The following is a 15,996-nucleotide window of genomic DNA, read 5'->3' on the forward strand; positions in this document are numbered from 1 at the left end:
GGCCCTGTTAAAGACACGGTAAGCAGCCGCATCCCGCTGAAGCGAGCCCGAGGTGGGGTTATCCCTACTTCTCACCCACCGGCAACCCCATGGCGCCGGCTCGTACGCCCCGGGCAGTCTGTGCCGTATGACCGCCAGCCCCGCCAGTACGGCTACGAACAGCGACGTGCACTTCCACTCCCCCACCGATCACGACCGGCCGCCGCCCGTGCGGTTCGCGTACGACGCGCACACCTGGAAGGAGATCGCCCACCTCCTCGCCAACCTGCCGGCGTCGATCATCGGATTTGTTTACGTGGCGTTCATGATTTACACCGGCGCGCTGCTGTCCGTGACGGTGATCGGTCTGCCCCTGCTCGCGGCCGGCCTGCTCGGCTCGCGGCAGCTCGGCAAGGCGGAACGGTGGCGGGCGCGCGCGCTGCTCGGCCTGCGCATCGACGAGCCGAGCCCGATACCCGCCCGCCGCCAGGGCGACTTCTTCAGCTGGCTGTGGACGAGCCTGAAGGACCCGGTCGGCTGGCGCACGGTGCTGTACGACTTCATCCGGCTGCCCTGGGGCGTACTCACGTTCACGGTCGCGCTGACCGGCCTCTTCGTCGCCTGGCCGGTCCTGCCGTACATCGCGCGTGGTCTGACCAACGCCGACCGGGCGATGGTCCGCGGGCTGCTCTCCCCCTCCGACGAGCTGGAGCGGCGGATCGCCGAACTGGAGTCGGACCGCGGGGTGGTCGTGGACACCGCCGCCGCCGATCTGCGCCGTATCGAGCGGGACCTGCACGACGGAGCACAGGCCCGCCTGGTCGCCCTCGCCATGGACCTGGGCCTGGCCAAGGAGAAACTCACCGAAGACCCCCAGGCCGCCGCCCGCATGGTCGACGAAGCACACGGCGAAGTGAAGATCGCCCTCCAGGAACTGCGCGACCTCGCCCGCGGCATCCACCCCGCCGTCCTCACCGACCGCGGCCTGAACGCCGCACTCTCCTCCGTCGCCGCACGCTGCACCGTCCCCGTCAAAGTCACCGTCGACCTGCCCGCCCGCCCCGCCCAGGCCATCGAAGGCATCGCCTACTTCACCGTCTCCGAACTCCTCCAGAACATCAGCAAACACGCCCACGCCCACCACGCCTCCGTCGACGTCTGGCGCGCGGACGAGCGGCTGCTCATCCAGGTACGGGACGACGGGCGCGGCGGTGCCCGGCTGGACGCGGGCAGCGGCCTGGCCGGGCTCGCGGAGCGGCTCGGCGCGGTCGACGGGCTGTTCGTCCTCGACTCACCGGCCGGCGGGCCCACCACGATCACGGCGGAACTGCCCTGGCGGGACCGGTAGCCGTCGGGTCCCCTGGCGCGATCGGTAGCCGCCGGGTGGGGAAAACCCCCGGTCCAAGACGCCGACCGGCCGCATGTCCCGGGGCGCCCCCTCCCCAGCAGTCTGGTCGTACACCAGCCCGCAGAGCAGAAACGGACGACATCGATGGCCACGGATTACGCACCGGAGACCCGGAAGTACAGGAAGCACATCCTCCCGCCGGCGCTGCGCGCGCCGATCGAGGCCCGCACCTGGCGCGAGTTCGGCTATCTGATGCTGAGCCTGCCGATCAGCGTCGCCCTCTTCACCTTCGCGGTCACCATGACCTCGCTGGGCGCGGGGCTGCTCGTCACCTTCCTCGGCGTCCCGGTACTCGCCGCCGGCCTGGCCGCCTGCCGCGGCTTCGGCGCGCTGGAGCGGACCCGGGCACGCGCCCTGCTGGACCTGGACGTGGCGGATCCGGAGCCGGTCCGCACGAAGAAGAGCGGCCCGATGGCCTGGATCGGCGGGGTCCTCAAGAGCGGGGTGTCCTGGCGCCACCTGCTGTACGCGCTGCTGCACTTCCCCTGGGCCGTGTTCGCCTTCTGCGTGGCGCTGACCTTCTGGCTGTACGGCTGGGCGATGCTGCTCTACCCGCTGTACCAATGGATCTTCCCGGTGTACGCCGGGCAGGACGGCCTCCAGCTGTACGGCGACGGAACGCGCAACTTCTACCTCGACAGCCCCTTCGAGCTCGCGATGACCAGCGTGCTCGGGCTGCTCCTCACGCTCGCCACGCCGTGGATCGTCCGCGCCCTGACGACCGTGGACCGGGTGATGGTCCTCGGCCTGCTGGGACCGTCCCGGCTCGCCACCCGGGTGACCGAGCTGGAGTCGGACCGCGGGGTCGTGGTCGACACCGCCGCCGCCGATCTGCGCCGTATCGAGCGGGACCTGCACGACGGAGCACAGGCCCGCCTGGTCGCCCTCGCCATGGACCTGGGCCTGGCCAAGGAGAAACTCACCGAAGACCCCCAGGCCGCCGCCCGCATGGTCGACGAAGCACACGGCGAAGTGAAGATCGCCCTCCAGGAACTGCGCGACCTCGCCCGCGGCATCCACCCCGCCGTCCTCACCGACCGCGGCCTGAACGCCGCACTCTCCTCCGTCGCCGCACGCTGCACCGCCCCCGTCAAAGTCACCGTCGACCTGCCCGCCCGCCCCGCCCAGGCCATCGAAGGCATCGCCTACTTCACCGTCTCCGAACTCCTCCAGAACATCAGCAAACACGCCCACGCCCACCACGCCTCCATCGACGTCTGGCGGGCACAGGACCGCCTGCTGCTCCAGGTGACCGACGACGGCCGGGGCGGTGCGGACACCGGTGCGGGCAGCGGACTGGCGGGGCTGGCGGAGCGGCTCGGCGCGGTCGACGGGCTCCTGGTCGTCGATTCCCCGGCGGGCGGCCCGACCACGATCACGGCGGAACTCCCCTGGCGTCAGTAACCCGGCAGGAGCCCCCCACCCCCGACCCGCCACACGCCGGACGACGAATTCCGCAGCCTGCGCCCCCGGATACTGGGATGCTGGGGCTGACCCCGGGTGGGGAGCCGATGACATGGGGGGCTGCGGAGTCGTGGAGGACAAGGTGCGGGTGGTCATCGCCGAGGATTCTGTGCTGCTTCGGGAGGGCCTGACCCGGCTGCTGACCGACCGGGGGCATGACGTCGTCGCGGGCGTAGGGGACGCGGTGGCGCTGATCAAGACCATCGCGGACCTCGCGTCGCAGGCCATGCTGCCCGACGTCGTCGTCGCGGACGTGCGGATGCCGCCGACGCACACCGACGAGGGCGTCCGCGCGGCGGTCCAGCTGCGCCGCGAGCACCCCGGAGTCGGCGTACTGGTGCTGTCGCAGTACGTGGAGGAGCAGTACGCCACCGAGCTGCTGGCCGGATCCAGCCGGGGCGTGGGCTATCTGCTCAAGGACCGGGTGGCCGAGGTCAGGGAGTTCGTGGACGCGGTCGTACGGGTGGCGCGGGGCGGCACCGCCCTGGACCCGGAGGTCGTGGCGCAGCTGCTGGGCCGCAGCCGGAAGCAGGACGTACTGGTGGGGCTGACCCCCCGCGAGCGGGAGGTCCTGGGCCTGATGGCCGAGGGCCGGACGAACTCGGCGATCGCCCGCCGGCTGGTGGTCAGCGACGGCGCGGTCGAGAAGCATGTAAGCAACATCTTCTTGAAGCTCGGCCTCTCCCCGAGTGACGGGGATCACCGCCGCGTGCTGGCCGTGCTCACCTATCTGAACTCCTAGTGAGCTGACAATCTGTCAATGAGCATGAGAATGTCTCAAAAGACGGTCCACTATATGAGCAGTCCAGGGAAGGCCACCCTTACCGACGTAGGGTGGGCATAGGGGACGACCGGTCGGCCCGGCGTGCCCGAGCCGCCGCCTCGAAGGAGGTCCAGTTCAGTGACCAGCCAGGTCAGTAGCCCAGCCGAACAGGCCGACGGGGCCGATGAGGCTGTCGTCGGGGAACAGCGCAAGCCTTCCGGTGAGAAGGAGGTGCGCCGTCTGGACCGGGTGATCATCCGCTTTGCGGGTGACTCGGGTGACGGGATGCAGCTCACCGGCGACCGCTTCACCTCGGAGACCGCGTCGTACGGCAACGATCTGTCCACCCTGCCGAACTTCCCCGCGGAGATCCGCGCACCCGCCGGCACCTTGCCGGGCGTCTCCAGCTTCCAGCTCCACTTCGCCGACCACGACATCCTCACCCCCGGCGACGCGCCGAACGTCCTGGTCGCGATGAACCCCGCCGCCCTCAAGGCCAACCTCGCGGACGTACCGCGCGGCGCGGAGATCATCGTCAACACCGACGAGTTCACCACCCGGCCGATGGCCAAGGTCGGCTACGACACCTCCCCGCTGGAAGACGGCTCACTGGACGGCTACCAGGTCCACCCGGTACCGCTGACCACCCTCACCATCGAAGCGCTCAAGGACTTCGGCCTCTCCCGCAAGGAGGCCGAACGGTCCAAGAACATGTTCGCCCTCGGCCTGCTGTCCTGGATGTACCACCGGCCGACCGAGAGCACCGAGACGTTCCTGCGCACCAAGTTCGCCAAGAAGCCGCAGATCGCCGAGGCGAACGTGGCCGCCTTCCGGGCCGGCTGGAACTTCGGCGAGACGACCGAGGACTTCGCCGTCTCCTACGAGGTCGCCCCCGCAACGAAGGCCTTCCCCACCGGCACCTACCGCAACATCTCCGGCAACCTCGCCCTGTCCTACGGGCTGATCGCCGCCTCGCAGCAGGCCGACCTGCCCCTGTATCTGGGCTCGTACCCGATCACGCCGGCCTCCGACATCCTGCACGAGCTGTCCAAGCACAAGAACTTCGGCGTGCGGACCTTCCAGGCCGAGGACGAGATCGCCGGCATCGGCGCCGCCCTCGGCGCCGCGTTCGGCGGCGCGCTGGGGGTGACCACCACCTCCGGGCCGGGTGTCGCGCTGAAGTCGGAGACCATCGGCCTGGCGGTCTCGCTGGAGCTGCCGCTGCTGATCGTCGACATCCAGCGCGGCGGCCCCTCCACCGGCCTGCCCACCAAGACCGAGCAGGCCGACCTGCTGCAGGCGATGTACGGGCGCAACGGCGAGGCACCCGTCCCGGTCGTCGCACCCAAGACCCCGGCGGACTGCTTCGACGCCGCCATCGAGGCCGCCCGGATCGCGCTGACCTACCGCACCCCGGTGTTCCTGCTCTCCGACGGCTACCTGGCCAACGGCTCCGAGCCGTGGCGGATCCCCGACCTCGACGAGCTGCCCGACCTGCGGGTCCAGTTCGCGCAGGGCCCCAACCATGAGCTGCCGGACGGCACCGAGGTGTTCTGGCCCTACAAGCGCGACCCGCACACCCTCGCCCGCCCCTGGGCCGTGCCCGGCACCCCCGGCCTGGAACACCGCATCGGCGGCATCGAGAAGCAGGACGGCACCGGCAACATCTCGTACGACCCCGCCAACCACGACCTCATGGTCCGCACCCGCCAGGCGAAGATCGACAACATCGCCGTCCCCGACCTCGACGTAGACGACCCGGACGGCGCACACACCCTGGTGCTCGGCTGGGGATCGACGTACGGACCCATCACCGCGGCGGTACGGCGGCTGCGCTCCGCCGGCCTCCCCATCGCGCAGGCCCACCTGCGCCACCTCAACCCCTTCCCCCGGAATCTGGGCGAGGTGCTGGGGCGTTACAACAAGGTAGTGGTGCCCGAGATGAACCTCGGCCAGCTCGCCACCATGCTGCGGGCCCGCTACCTGGTCGACGCGCAGTCGTACAACCAGGTGAACGGCATGCCGTTCAAGGCCGAGCAGCTTGCCACGGCTCTCAAGGAGGCCATCAATGACTGAGGCGCTCTCACTGGTCCCCAAGGCCGAGGCCAAGCAGTCCATGAAGGACTTCAAGTCCGACCAGGAGGTGCGATGGTGTCCCGGGTGCGGTGACTACGCGGTCCTCGCCGCCGTACAGGGCTTCATGCCCGAGCTCGGCCTGGCCAGGGAAAACATCGTCTTCGTCTCCGGAATCGGCTGCTCCTCCCGCTTCCCGTACTACATGAACACCTACGGGATGCACTCCATCCACGGCCGCGCGCCCGCCATCGCCACCGGACTCGCCTCCTCGCGGCGTGACCTGTCCGTCTGGGTCGTCACCGGCGACGGCGACGCACTCTCCATCGGCGGCAACCACCTCATCCACGCGCTCCGCCGCAACGTCAACCTCAAGATCCTGCTCTTCAACAACCGGATCTACGGCCTCACCAAGGGCCAGTACAGCCCGACCTCCGAAGTCGGCAAGATCACCAAGTCGACGCCGATGGGCTCCCTCGACGCGCCCTTCAACCCCGTCTCCCTGGCGATCGGCGCGGAGGCCTCCTTTGTCGCCCGCACCATCGACTCCGACCGCAAACACCTCACCGAAGTCCTGCGGCAGGCCGCCGACCACCCCGGCACGGCACTGGTCGAGATCTACCAGAACTGCAACATCTTCAACGACGGCGCCTTCGAAGCCCTCAAGGACAAGGACCAGGCCCAGGACGCCGTCATCCGCCTCGAACACGGCCGGCCGATCCGCTTCGGCACCGACGGCTCGAAGGGTGTCGTACGCGACCCGGCCACCGGCGACCTCAAGGTCGTCGCCGTGACCGCGGACAACGAGTCGCAAATCCTCGTCCACGACGCGCACGCCGCCTCCCCCACCACCGCGTTCGCCCTCTCCCGGCTCGCCGACCCGGACACGCTGCACCAGACCCCCATCGGAGTCCTGCGCAGCGTCGACCGCCCCGTCTACGACACCCAGATGGCCGACCAGCTCGACACCGCCATCGAACACCACGGCAAGGGCGACCTGTCCGCGCTGCTGGCGGGCGGCGACACCTGGACGGTCGTCGGCTGACCGTCCGCTGTTCGCGCGAGGCCCGGATCTCCCGAGGAGGTCCGGGCCTCGTCCTATGTTCCGAACGCGCCCCCTGTCATGACCGTATGGCGAAACGGGTATGACATCAGGCCCTCGCGGCGTTACCTTCGAGGAATTGGCGCAGGGCAGGGCAGGCAGGTCAGGAGGGCCCGTGAAGGGGAACAGTGAGCAGCGGGCGGGATTGCTGTACGGCTTCGGCGCGTACGGGATGTGGGGGCTCGTCCCTCTCTTCTGGCCTCTGCTGAAACCGTCCGGCGCGATCGAGATACTCGCCCACCGGATGGTCTGGTCCCTCGCCGTCGTCGGCATCGCCCTGCTCGTGGTGCGGCGCTGGGGATGGGTCACGGAGCTGGTCCGGCAGCCCCGGAAGCTGGGGCTGATCACGGTCGCCGCGGCCGTCATCACCGTCAACTGGGGCCTCTACATCTGGGCCGTGAACAACGGCCAGGTCGTCGAGGCGTCCCTCGGCTACTTCATCAATCCGCTGGTCACCATCGCGATGGGCGTCCTGTTCCTCCAGGAGCGGCTGCGGCCGGCGCAGTGGGCCGCGGTCTCCATCGGCTTCCTCGCCGTGGTGGTGCTGGCCGTCGGGTATGGCCGGCCGCCGTGGATCTCCCTCGTCCTGGCGTTCTCGTTCGCCACGTACGGCTTCGTGAAGAAGAAGGTCAACATCGGCGGGCTGGAATCGCTCGCCGCGGAGACGGCGGTGCAGTTCCTGCCGGCGCTCGGCTTTCTGCTGTGGCTGGGCTCGACCGGCTCCGGCACGTTCGGTACGTCCGGACCCGGCCACGCCGCGCTGCTCGTCGCGGCCGGTGTGGTCACCGCGGCCCCGCTGGTCTGCTTCGGCGCGGCGGCGATCCGGGTCCCGTTGTCCACCCTGGGCCTGCTCCAGTACCTGACTCCGGTCTTCCAGTTCCTGCTCGGCATCCTGTACTTCCATGAGGCCATGCCGCCGGAGAAGTGGGCGGGCTTCTCACTGGTGTGGGCGGCTCTGGCGATCCTGACCTGGGACGCGCTGCGTACGGCCCGCCGTACGCGCACCGACGCGCTCCGGCTGCAGCCGGAGGCCCCGGCCCTGGGGACACCGCAGACGGAGCGAGCACCCAAGGCGGAGCGCGCCCCGGCTTCGAGCTGAGGCGACGACGACCACGGAAGGGGCGCCCCCACGGGGGCGCCCCTTCCGCCGGCTGACGTTCCCGCCGACAGCGGTCAGCGATCGGTGGCCTTCGGGTAGCCGGTCCTTCCGGGGCCGGGGCGCGGCGCGGTCGCCGCGGCCCGCTGTCATGGGAGTGCCCTCGGGTCGGCGGCAGGGCCGTAGTCCTCGTCGTGGTCCCTGGCGAGTGCGGCCAGCAGGTCCGGATCGGAGTGCACCTCGGCCGTGTGCTGCCATGCCACCAGCAGTTGCGCCACTGCGGCGCTGTTGCCCAGCGCGTCGGTGGCTCGCATCGTGTCGACCAATTCGACCGCGAAGGAACGGACATCGGTCTCGGGCAGGAAGCGCACCCACGGAAACGCCTCCGGCACTATGTCGAGCAGCAGCTCGACACTGCCCGGCTCCCGTCGGGCCATGGCAGCCAGCATCCGGGAGGCCGCCGAGACGACGGTCTGATCCTGTTCGGCCCTTGCGGCTGTCGTCAGGACGAGATCCTCACCGTCTCACCGGTGCAGAAAGAGCCGGCCGCGCGCACGGCCGCGCCGCCTGGCGCGATTTCGCCGCCGTCCGCCATCCGGACGACCCGCACGGGCAGGACAGCGGAACCAGCCTCGGGCGCCGGCTGCTCTTCCAGCGCGTACCCGAGGGCAAGACGGTCAGGAACCGGCTCCACCTCGACCTGCACGCCGGCGTCCCGCGCCCGGCCGCCCGCGCGGTTCGCAATCCGAACATCCGTGACCGGTTTCCGCTCTTGACGGAGAGTCAAACTCTCGCTGAACATCAGGCACGCACCGCCGCACCAACCGCCTGAGCGGTTTCAGCAGTTCGCACAGCTCCAACGCCCTGTGACACCGCCTGTCGCAGGGCGTCTCGCACGTTCCGTCCTGTCCCCGTTCGGAATCCGGAGCCCCCACGTGACTCTCTCCGTGTCCAGACCCATGGCCGCAGCCGCCGCGTTGGCCGTCGCCGGCCTGCTCGCCTCCGCCGCCCCCGCGGCGACAGCCGCGGCGACAGCCGCGCCGACGCCCGCGCTCGCGCCCGCCGTCGCCGCGCCCGACATACCGATCGCCAACGTCAAGGCCCACCTCACCCAGCTCCAGACCATCGCCACCAACAACGGCGGCAACCGCGCCCACGGCAGGGCCGGTTACAAGGCCTCGATCGACTACGTGAAGGCCAAGCTGGACGCCGCCGGGTTCACCACCACCCTCCAGACGTTCACCTCCAGCGGTGCCACCGGCTACAACCTGATAGCCGACTGGCCGGGCGGTGACCCCAACTCGGTCCTGATGGCCGGCGCGCACCTCGACTCCGTGTCCTCCGGTGCCGGGATGAACGACAACGGCTCGGGCTCGGCCGCCGTACTGGAGACCGCGCTCGCCGTCTCCCGCGCGCAGCTTCAGCCGACCAAGCACCTCCGGTTCGGCTGGTGGGGAGCGGAGGAACTGGGCCTGGTCGGCTCCAAGTACTACGTCAACCAGCTGCCCACCACCGAGCGTTCGAAGTTCTCCGGGTATCTGAACTTCGACATGATCGGCTCGCCCAACCCCGGCTACTTCGTCTACGACGACGACCCGGCCATCGAGAAGACCTTCAAGGACTACTTCGCCGGCATCGGCGTCCCCACCGAGATCGAGACCGAGGGCGACGGCCGCTCCGACCACGCGTCCTTCAAGAACGTCGGCATACCGGTCGGCGGTCTCTTCACCGGCGCCAGCCGTACGAAGAGTTCCGCCCAGGCCCAGAAGTGGGGCGGCACCGCCGGCCAGGCCTTCGACCGCTGCTACCACTCGTCCTGCGACACCACGTCGAACATCAACGACACCGCGCTCGACCGCAACAGCGACGCGATCGCCCACGCGGTCTGGACGCTGGGCACCGAGACGCCCGTACCGCCCGGTGACGTGTACGAGAACACCGCCGACGTCGCGATCCCGGACAACGGCGCCGCGGTGACCTCGACCGTCACGGTCGCGGGCCGGACGGGCAACGCGCCCGCCACGCTCAAGGTCGGGGTGGACATCAAGCACACCTGGCGCGGCGACCTGGTCGTGGACCTGGTGGCCCCGGACGGGACCGCGTACCGGCTGAAGTCGGCCAGCTCCAACGACTCGGCGGACAACGTGATCACCACGTACACGGTGAACGCCTCCAGCGAGGCCGCGAACGGCGCCTGGAAGCTGCGCGTCCAGGACGTGGCTGCCCAGGACGTCGGCAAGATCGACAGCTGGAAGCTCACCTTCTAAGCCGACGGGCCACCGGGCCGACCACCACGACTGCATGCATGTGCATATACTGCGCATGCATGCAGTCGCCTGAGGAGACGCCCATGGCCCGCACGTTCCTGTTCCTGCTCGGTTCCGCCCGCACCGGCGGAAACACCGAAGCACTCGCCCGCCTCGCCGCCGAACAGCTGCCGCCCGGCGCCGAACAGCGCTGGATCCGGCTCGCCGACCTGCCCCTGCCCGACTTCGAGGACCTGCGGCACACGGGCGACGGCAGCTACCCCGCCCCCGAGGGCAACGCCGCACAGCTCCTCGACGCGACGCTGGAGGCGACCGACCTGGTGATCGCCTCGCCGCTGTACTGGTACTCCGTCTCGACCAGTACGAAGCGGTACCTGGACCACTGGTCGGGCTGGATGGAGACGCCCGGCATCGACTTCAAGCAGCGCATGGCGGGCCGTAACCTCTGGGGCGTGACCGTCCTCGCGGACCCCGACCCGTCGGTCGCGGCGCCGCTGACCGGGACGCTGCGTTCCAGCGCCGGGTACCTGGACATGCGCTGGCGCGGCGTGCTGTTCGGCAACGGCTCACAGCCGGGCGACCTGCACGCGGACGAGGCGGCGCTGATCCGCGCGAAGAGCTTCTTCACCGAGGCCCCGGCCGCGCGGACTTGATCGCGCACTGCCCGGCCGCCGTACTGACGGTACGGCGGCCGGGCCGTGCGGGCAGCGGAACTACTTCGCCTCGTTCGCCGCCTTCACGAGCGCGTCCTTCGTGACCGCGCCGACGTAGACCTTGCCGTCGTCCGTCATCAGGGCGTTGACCAGGCGGGAGGAGAACACGGTCCCCGAGCCGAACTCGCCCGTCACCTTGTCCCCCAGCGAGTCCATGAACTGCTGGGCCTCGGGCGGCAGATCGCCGTTCTTCCCGGAGGGGATGCCCTCGCCGCCCGGCGCGCCGATCTCGGCGATCGAGGTCCAGCCCTCACCGATGACGTTCAGGCCCTCGAAGTCCTCCAGGCCCTCCAGCTCCCCGGCGGGCCCGTCGAACTTGCCGCCCTTGTCGTGCGGCTTGCCCTGCGGCCCGCCCTGCGGCGCGTCGAGCTCGTCCGCCTCCGTCACCTTCGTGCCCTTGGGCGGGGTGAAGTCGAACGTGCCCGCGGCCGGCTTGCCGAAGTCGACCTTGGTGAAGCCCGCGTCGACCGCGGCCTTGCCGCCACCGCTCGGCGTGAGCGTGAACTTCAGCGGGACGCCGTTCTCCGCGTCCACCGCGACCTTGATCGAACCGATCGTCGAGCCGGCCTGCTTGGGCTTGATGACCAGCTGGTACGCGTCCCGGCCGGCCACCTGCGCCGTACCGCCGACGGTGACGGACGTCGTCTCGTCCACCGCCTTGAGTGCTTCCTCGGCCAGCGCCTTCGGGGTGGTGGGCACACCTTCCGGGAGCTTCTCGTCGTGCTTGCCCTCACCCTGCTCCCCCGCGGGGGACTTCGCGTGGTACGCCTCCTTGGACTTGCTGTCGTATCCCCAGACGTCGTCGCCGTTGTGAATGAGGCTGTACTCGGCATCGCCGTCCAGGATGGAGAGCTTCTGCCGCTCCGGACCGTCGGCCGCCACGCGCAGCGTGTGCGTGCCGGACGCGAGCTCCATCAGCTTCGCTTCGGGCGCCGCGGACGAGCCGGGCTCGTCGTCCGAGCCGCCCAGGCCGGAGGCCAGGCCGCCCAGGGACGGGATACCGAGGTCGGTCCTGATCTTCACTGTGCCGGAGAGCTGTTCGGTCTCCGACGCGGCCATCTTCTCGATGAGCTGCTGCGCCGAGATCTTCGGCAGGTCGGGGTCGCCGCTGGAAGCGGCGAGCGCCGGGACGAGCCCGATGGTCGCCGCCGCCACCCCTGCCACCGCGACCGGCACGGCGTAACGTGCCGCCCTGCGGCGGCCGGCCGCCGGGGCCGCGCCCTCGTCGGTGCTCGTAGTGGGACTGTTCGGTGCCATGGTGTGCCCTACCTCCGTGGTCGATGCGTTCCATCTGACCAAAACGGACGGCCGATGGCGTCAGCCCCCGGGCTCAACTCGGCCTACTGCTCTGGGATGACAAGAGTCCGCCGCACCCCACCCGTCCAGTAGGGGACCGGAGCACACGGAACGCAGCCGCGCACGAACCGAACGCGACGGATGTGACCTGAGTCACAGCAGTGAACTGAACGCCCCGCCGCACCCCGCCGTATTCATCGACAGGAAGCAGCGGGCTACCGAATCCCCCATGAGAAGCCCGCACCGGCGAGAGGGATCCGTCGCGAGCAGCGGCCGCGACGGGTCCCTCTCTCTTTCCGTGGGAGGTGAGTGACACGTGACGCCCGACGACCCGCACGCGGAGAATCCGCATGTGTACGTCGGCGCCTACGTCCTGGGCGTACTGGACGACGAGGACCTCGCCTGGTTCCCCGCCCATCTCGCCGCATGCGCGCTCTGCGAGGAGCTCGCGGCGGGCCTCTCCCCCGTCGGGCAGCTGCTCGCCGGGCTGGACGGCGTGGACCGGACGGTCAGCCCGCCCGGTGGACCACCGCGTCGCACAGCTCCTCGAGCGCCGACTTCGCAAAGCACTCCGGAAGCGGCGCCAAAGTAGCCCGCGCCTCCTCCGCGTACCGGACGGTGTCCCGCCGGGCCTGCTCCAGGGCCGGGTGCGTCCGCAGCCGGCGCAGCACCTCGGCGAGCTGCGCGTCGTCCGCGAGGTCGCCGTCCAGCAGCCCGACCAGCTCCAGGTCGGCCGGGTCGCCGTGCGCGGCGGCCCGGGCCCGCAGGTGCAGGACCGGCAGGGTCGCGATGCCCTCGCGCAGGTCGGTGCCCGGGGTCTTGCCCGACTCGTGCGAGTCGGACGCGATGTCGAGGACGTCGTCGGCGAGCTGGAAGGCGGTGCCGAGCCGCTCGCCGTACTGGGTGAGGATGTCGACGACCGACTCGTCCGCGCCGGACATCATCGCGCCGAAGCGGCCGGAGACGGCGATCAGCGAACCGGTCTTGCCGGAGATCACGTCGAGGTAGTGCTCGACGGGTTCGCCGCCGTCGCGCGGCCCGGCCGTCTCCAGGATCTGACCGGTGACCAGACGTTCGAACGCCTGGGCCTGGATGCGTACGGCCTCCGGCCCGAGGTCGGCCAGGATGTGCGAGGCGCGGGCGAAGAGGAAGTCTCCGGTGAGGACGGCGAGCGAGTTGCCCCAGCGGGCGTTGGCGCTGTCCACCCCGCGGCGTACGTCCGCCTCGTCCATCACATCGTCGTGGTACAGGGTGGCGAGGTGCGTCAGTTCGACAACCACGGCGGACGGCACGATGCCGGGCGCGTAGGGGTCCCCGAACTGGGCCGCGAGCATCACCAGCAGCGGCCGGAACCGCTTGCCGCCCGCGCGCACGAGATGCTGCGCGGCCTCCGTGATGAACGGGACCTCGCTCTTGCAGGCATCGAGCAGCCCCTCCTCGACAGCGGCCAGACCGGCCTGGACATCGGTCTCAAGAGCCTGGTCCCGCACGCTCAGTCCGAACGGCCCGACGACGGTCACGAGGGGTACTCCTGTCTGCTGACGATCACACGGATTGTCGATGTGTCGCTGCCTTCACTCAAGTCAGCGTATCCGGTCCACTTTCGATCACCGTGAGCGCCTGCCCGTCACCTCACGCGCGCGGTGCGATCAGCCCCGGTATGTTCTTGATCAGCTCATACGATCAGGAGTAGGTCCTTTGTCCGCCCACTGAGGTGACCCCATGCCCAGGATCCGCACCGAGTTCCCGTACGAGACGACCCGCGAGGACGTCCGGATCCCGCTGTCCGGGGGAGGGACCAGGCTCTACGCCCGGGTGTGGCGGCCGGCCACCGACGAGCCCGTACCGGCGCTGCTCGAGTACCTGCCGTACCGGCTGAGCGACTGGACCGCGCCGCGCGACTGGCAGCGGCACCCCTGGTACGCCGGCCACGGCTACGCGTCCGTACGGGTCGACGTGCGCGGGCACGGCAACAGCGAGGGCGTCCCCGGCGACGAGTACTCCGCGGTGGAGCTGGCCGACGGGGCCGCGGTGGTCGACTGGCTGGCCGCACGGCCCTGGTGCAACGGCAAGGTGGGCATGTTCGGCATCTCGTGGGGCGGCTTCAACAGCCTCCAGATCGCGGCCCTCGCCCCGGAGCCGCTGAAGGCGATCGTGACCGTCTGCTCGACCGACGACCGGTACGACAACGACGTCCACTACATGGGCGGCTCGGTCCTCGCCGTGGACATGCACGCCTGGGCGGCCACCATGCTCGCCTTCGTCGCCCGGCCGCCCGATCCCGAGCACGTCGGCGACGCCTGGCGGGAGATGTGGCTGAACCGCCTCGAACACACCGAGCCGTTCCTCCACACCTGGCTGGCCCACCAGACCCGCGACGACTACTGGCGGCACGGCAGCGTCTGCGAGGACTACTCCGCGGTCAAGGCGGCCGTCTTGGCGGTGGGCGGCTGGCACGACCCGTACCGCGACACGGTCCTGCGGCTCGTGGAGCACCTGCCGGCCGACCGGGTACGGGGAATCATCGGCCCGTGGTCGCACCAGTACCCGGACCGGGGGCTGCCGCCGGGCCCGGCCATCGGCTTCCTCCAGGAGACCCTGCGCTGGTGGGACCACCACCTCAAGGGCGACACCGCGTCCGACAGCGCCTCCGGCGCGGGCGGAATCATGTCCGAGCCGCTGCTGCGCTCCTGGATCAGCGAGTCCCACCCGCCCGCCACCACCTACCCCGAGCTGCCGGGGCGCTGGGTCGGCGACGAGTCCTGGCCGTCCCCGCATGTGACCACCGTCCCGTACGCCCTCCAGGGCGCCCCCATGCCGGTGGACTCCCCGCAGCACACCGGCCTCGACGCGGGCCGCTTCTTCCCCTTCGGCAACGACGCCGACCTGCCGCCCGACCAGCGCGACGAGGACGCCCGGTCGGCCTGCTTCGAGTTCCCGGTGCCACCGGACTCCCGTATCGAGATCCTGGGCCGCCCACGGGTCCGGCTGCGGCTGCGCTGCGACGTGCCCTCCGGCCAGGTGATCGCCCGGCTCTGCGACATCGCGCCGGACGGCTCCTCCACCCTGGTCACGCGGGGCGCGCTCAACCTCGCCGCGCGCCAGGGCCGCGAGCGGGCGGCCTCCTGGCCGCCGGGCACGACCGAGAACGTGGCGTTCGAGCTGAACGGCATCGGCCACGCCTTCCCGCCGGGCCACCGGATCCGCCTCGCGCTGTCCTCCGCGTACTGGCCCTGGATCTGGCCGCAACCGCACACCGGCGGCTGGGTCCTGGAGCCGGCGGCGAGCGTGCTGGAACTCCCGGTCCGCACCCCGACGACGGACGCCATCACCTTCGAGGAGCCGGAGCAGGCCGAGCCGCTGGGCGTGTCCTTCCCGGCGACGCTGGACGAGCAGCGCCCCGAGCGGCTGGTCGTACGGGACGTCGCGAGCGGCGAGTGGCGGCTGGAGGTCGACCCGCGCTACGGCGGGACGCGGGTGTACCCGGACGGCCTCGAATGCACCGAGGACGCGCTGGAGACGTACACGATCGACGAGCACGACCCGCTGTCCGCACGCACCCGCTCGGACTGGAAGATCCGCCTGCACCGGCCGGAGCTCGGCTGGGACACCCGGATCGAGACCCGCTCGGAAATCAGCTGCGACGCCGCCGACTTCATCACCTCCAACGAGGTGGTGTGCCGGGACGGTTCGGAGGTCGTGTTCCACCGCACCTGGGAGAAGCGCATCCCGCGCACGGCCGGATGACGCCGTGACTGCTAGGGCCTCTCGTTTGGATCAGGCCGGATCAGGGAGCGGGGTCTGGTGCCGTGCATCGCAAGGCGGAGGAAGGAGC

Annotated in this window: 14 protein-coding genes; 11 read left to right on the forward strand and 3 right to left on the reverse strand. The window is 70.4% G+C overall.

Features of this window, described 5'->3' with window-relative positions:
* The first annotated feature begins 127 nt into the window (after positions 1 to 127).
* From ACWV17_RS30980 to rarD, 6 genes are all read left to right on the forward strand, one after another.
* Positions 128 to 1,327, forward strand: a complete 1,200-nt coding sequence (locus ACWV17_RS30980) for a sensor histidine kinase (RefSeq protein WP_455362273.1) — start codon at positions 128 to 130, stop codon at positions 1,325 to 1,327.
* 144 nt (positions 1,328 to 1,471) lie between these two features.
* Positions 1,472 to 2,791 (forward strand): sensor histidine kinase, encoded by a 1,320-nt coding sequence (locus tag ACWV17_RS30985; RefSeq protein WP_455362274.1) that lies wholly within the window; start codon positions 1,472 to 1,474, stop codon positions 2,789 to 2,791.
* Between the two features lie 112 nt (positions 2,792 to 2,903).
* Positions 2,904 to 3,593: a LuxR C-terminal-related transcriptional regulator gene (locus ACWV17_RS30990; RefSeq protein ID WP_455352379.1), complete on the forward strand. Its 690-nt coding sequence runs from the start codon at positions 2,904 to 2,906 to the stop codon at positions 3,591 to 3,593.
* 159 nt (positions 3,594 to 3,752) lie between these two features.
* Positions 3,753 to 5,690, forward strand: coding sequence for a 2-oxoacid:acceptor oxidoreductase subunit alpha (locus tag ACWV17_RS30995; protein WP_455362275.1), 1,938 nt, complete (start codon positions 3,753 to 3,755; stop codon positions 5,688 to 5,690).
* Positions 5,683 to 6,732: a 2-oxoacid:ferredoxin oxidoreductase subunit beta gene (locus ACWV17_RS31000; protein ID WP_455362276.1), complete on the forward strand. Its 1,050-nt coding sequence runs from the start codon at positions 5,683 to 5,685 to the stop codon at positions 6,730 to 6,732. Before ACWV17_RS30995 ends, ACWV17_RS31000 begins: the two co-directional genes overlap by 8 nt.
* Positions 6,733 to 6,904: 172 nt before the next feature.
* Entirely contained in the window at positions 6,905 to 7,888 is a 984-nt protein-coding gene (rarD, locus tag ACWV17_RS31005; protein WP_455362277.1) for an EamA family transporter RarD, read from the forward strand.
* A gap of 146 nt (positions 7,889 to 8,034) precedes the next feature.
* On the opposite strand, the gene ACWV17_RS31010 is transcribed toward rarD, so the two are convergent.
* Positions 8,035 to 8,322, reverse strand: a complete 288-nt coding sequence (locus ACWV17_RS31010) for a hypothetical protein (protein ID WP_455362278.1) — start codon at positions 8,320 to 8,322, stop codon at positions 8,035 to 8,037.
* Positions 8,323 to 8,375: 53 nt separating this feature from the next.
* Here ACWV17_RS31010 and ACWV17_RS31015 point away from each other — a divergent pair, with 53 nt between their 5' ends.
* From ACWV17_RS31015 to ACWV17_RS31025, 3 genes are all read left to right on the forward strand, one after another.
* On the forward strand, positions 8,376 to 8,717 hold the full coding sequence (locus ACWV17_RS31015) for a VOC family protein (protein ID WP_455362279.1): 342 nt from the start codon (positions 8,376 to 8,378) through the stop codon (positions 8,715 to 8,717).
* A gap of 127 nt (positions 8,718 to 8,844) precedes the next feature.
* The gene (locus ACWV17_RS31020) at positions 8,845 to 10,152 is read left to right on the forward strand and encodes a M28 family metallopeptidase (RefSeq protein WP_455362285.1); all 1,308 of its coding nucleotides are present in this window, start codon (positions 8,845 to 8,847) and stop codon (positions 10,150 to 10,152) included.
* A gap of 83 nt (positions 10,153 to 10,235) precedes the next feature.
* Complete coding sequence (locus ACWV17_RS31025; RefSeq protein ID WP_455362286.1) at positions 10,236 to 10,805, forward strand: flavodoxin family protein; 570 nt, start codon at positions 10,236 to 10,238, stop codon at positions 10,803 to 10,805.
* Positions 10,806 to 10,865: 60 nt separating this feature from the next.
* Here the strand turns inward: ACWV17_RS31025 and ACWV17_RS31030 are convergent, their stop codons facing one another.
* On the reverse strand, positions 10,866 to 12,122 hold the full coding sequence (locus ACWV17_RS31030) for a LolA family protein (RefSeq protein ID WP_455362280.1): 1,257 nt from the start codon (positions 12,120 to 12,122) through the stop codon (positions 10,866 to 10,868).
* Positions 12,123 to 12,513: 391 nt separating this feature from the next.
* Between ACWV17_RS31030 and ACWV17_RS31035 the strand changes: the two genes are divergently transcribed.
* On the forward strand, positions 12,514 to 12,753 hold the full coding sequence (locus tag ACWV17_RS31035; RefSeq protein WP_455362287.1) for a zf-HC2 domain-containing protein: 240 nt from the start codon (positions 12,514 to 12,516) through the stop codon (positions 12,751 to 12,753).
* Here the strand turns inward: ACWV17_RS31035 and ACWV17_RS31040 are convergent.
* Complete coding sequence (locus ACWV17_RS31040; protein ID WP_455362281.1) at positions 12,671 to 13,681, reverse strand: polyprenyl synthetase family protein; 1,011 nt, start codon at positions 13,679 to 13,681, stop codon at positions 12,671 to 12,673. The two genes, ACWV17_RS31035 and ACWV17_RS31040, sit on opposite strands and share 83 nt — an antisense overlap.
* A 202-nt stretch (positions 13,682 to 13,883) precedes the next feature.
* Between ACWV17_RS31040 and ACWV17_RS31045 the strand changes: the two genes are divergently transcribed.
* Entirely contained in the window at positions 13,884 to 15,908 is a 2,025-nt protein-coding gene (locus tag ACWV17_RS31045; protein ID WP_455362282.1) for a CocE/NonD family hydrolase, read from the forward strand.
* Positions 15,909 to 15,996 lie beyond the last annotated feature (88 nt).

The sequence above is a fragment of the Streptomyces mabaensis genome (assembly GCF_053763515.1).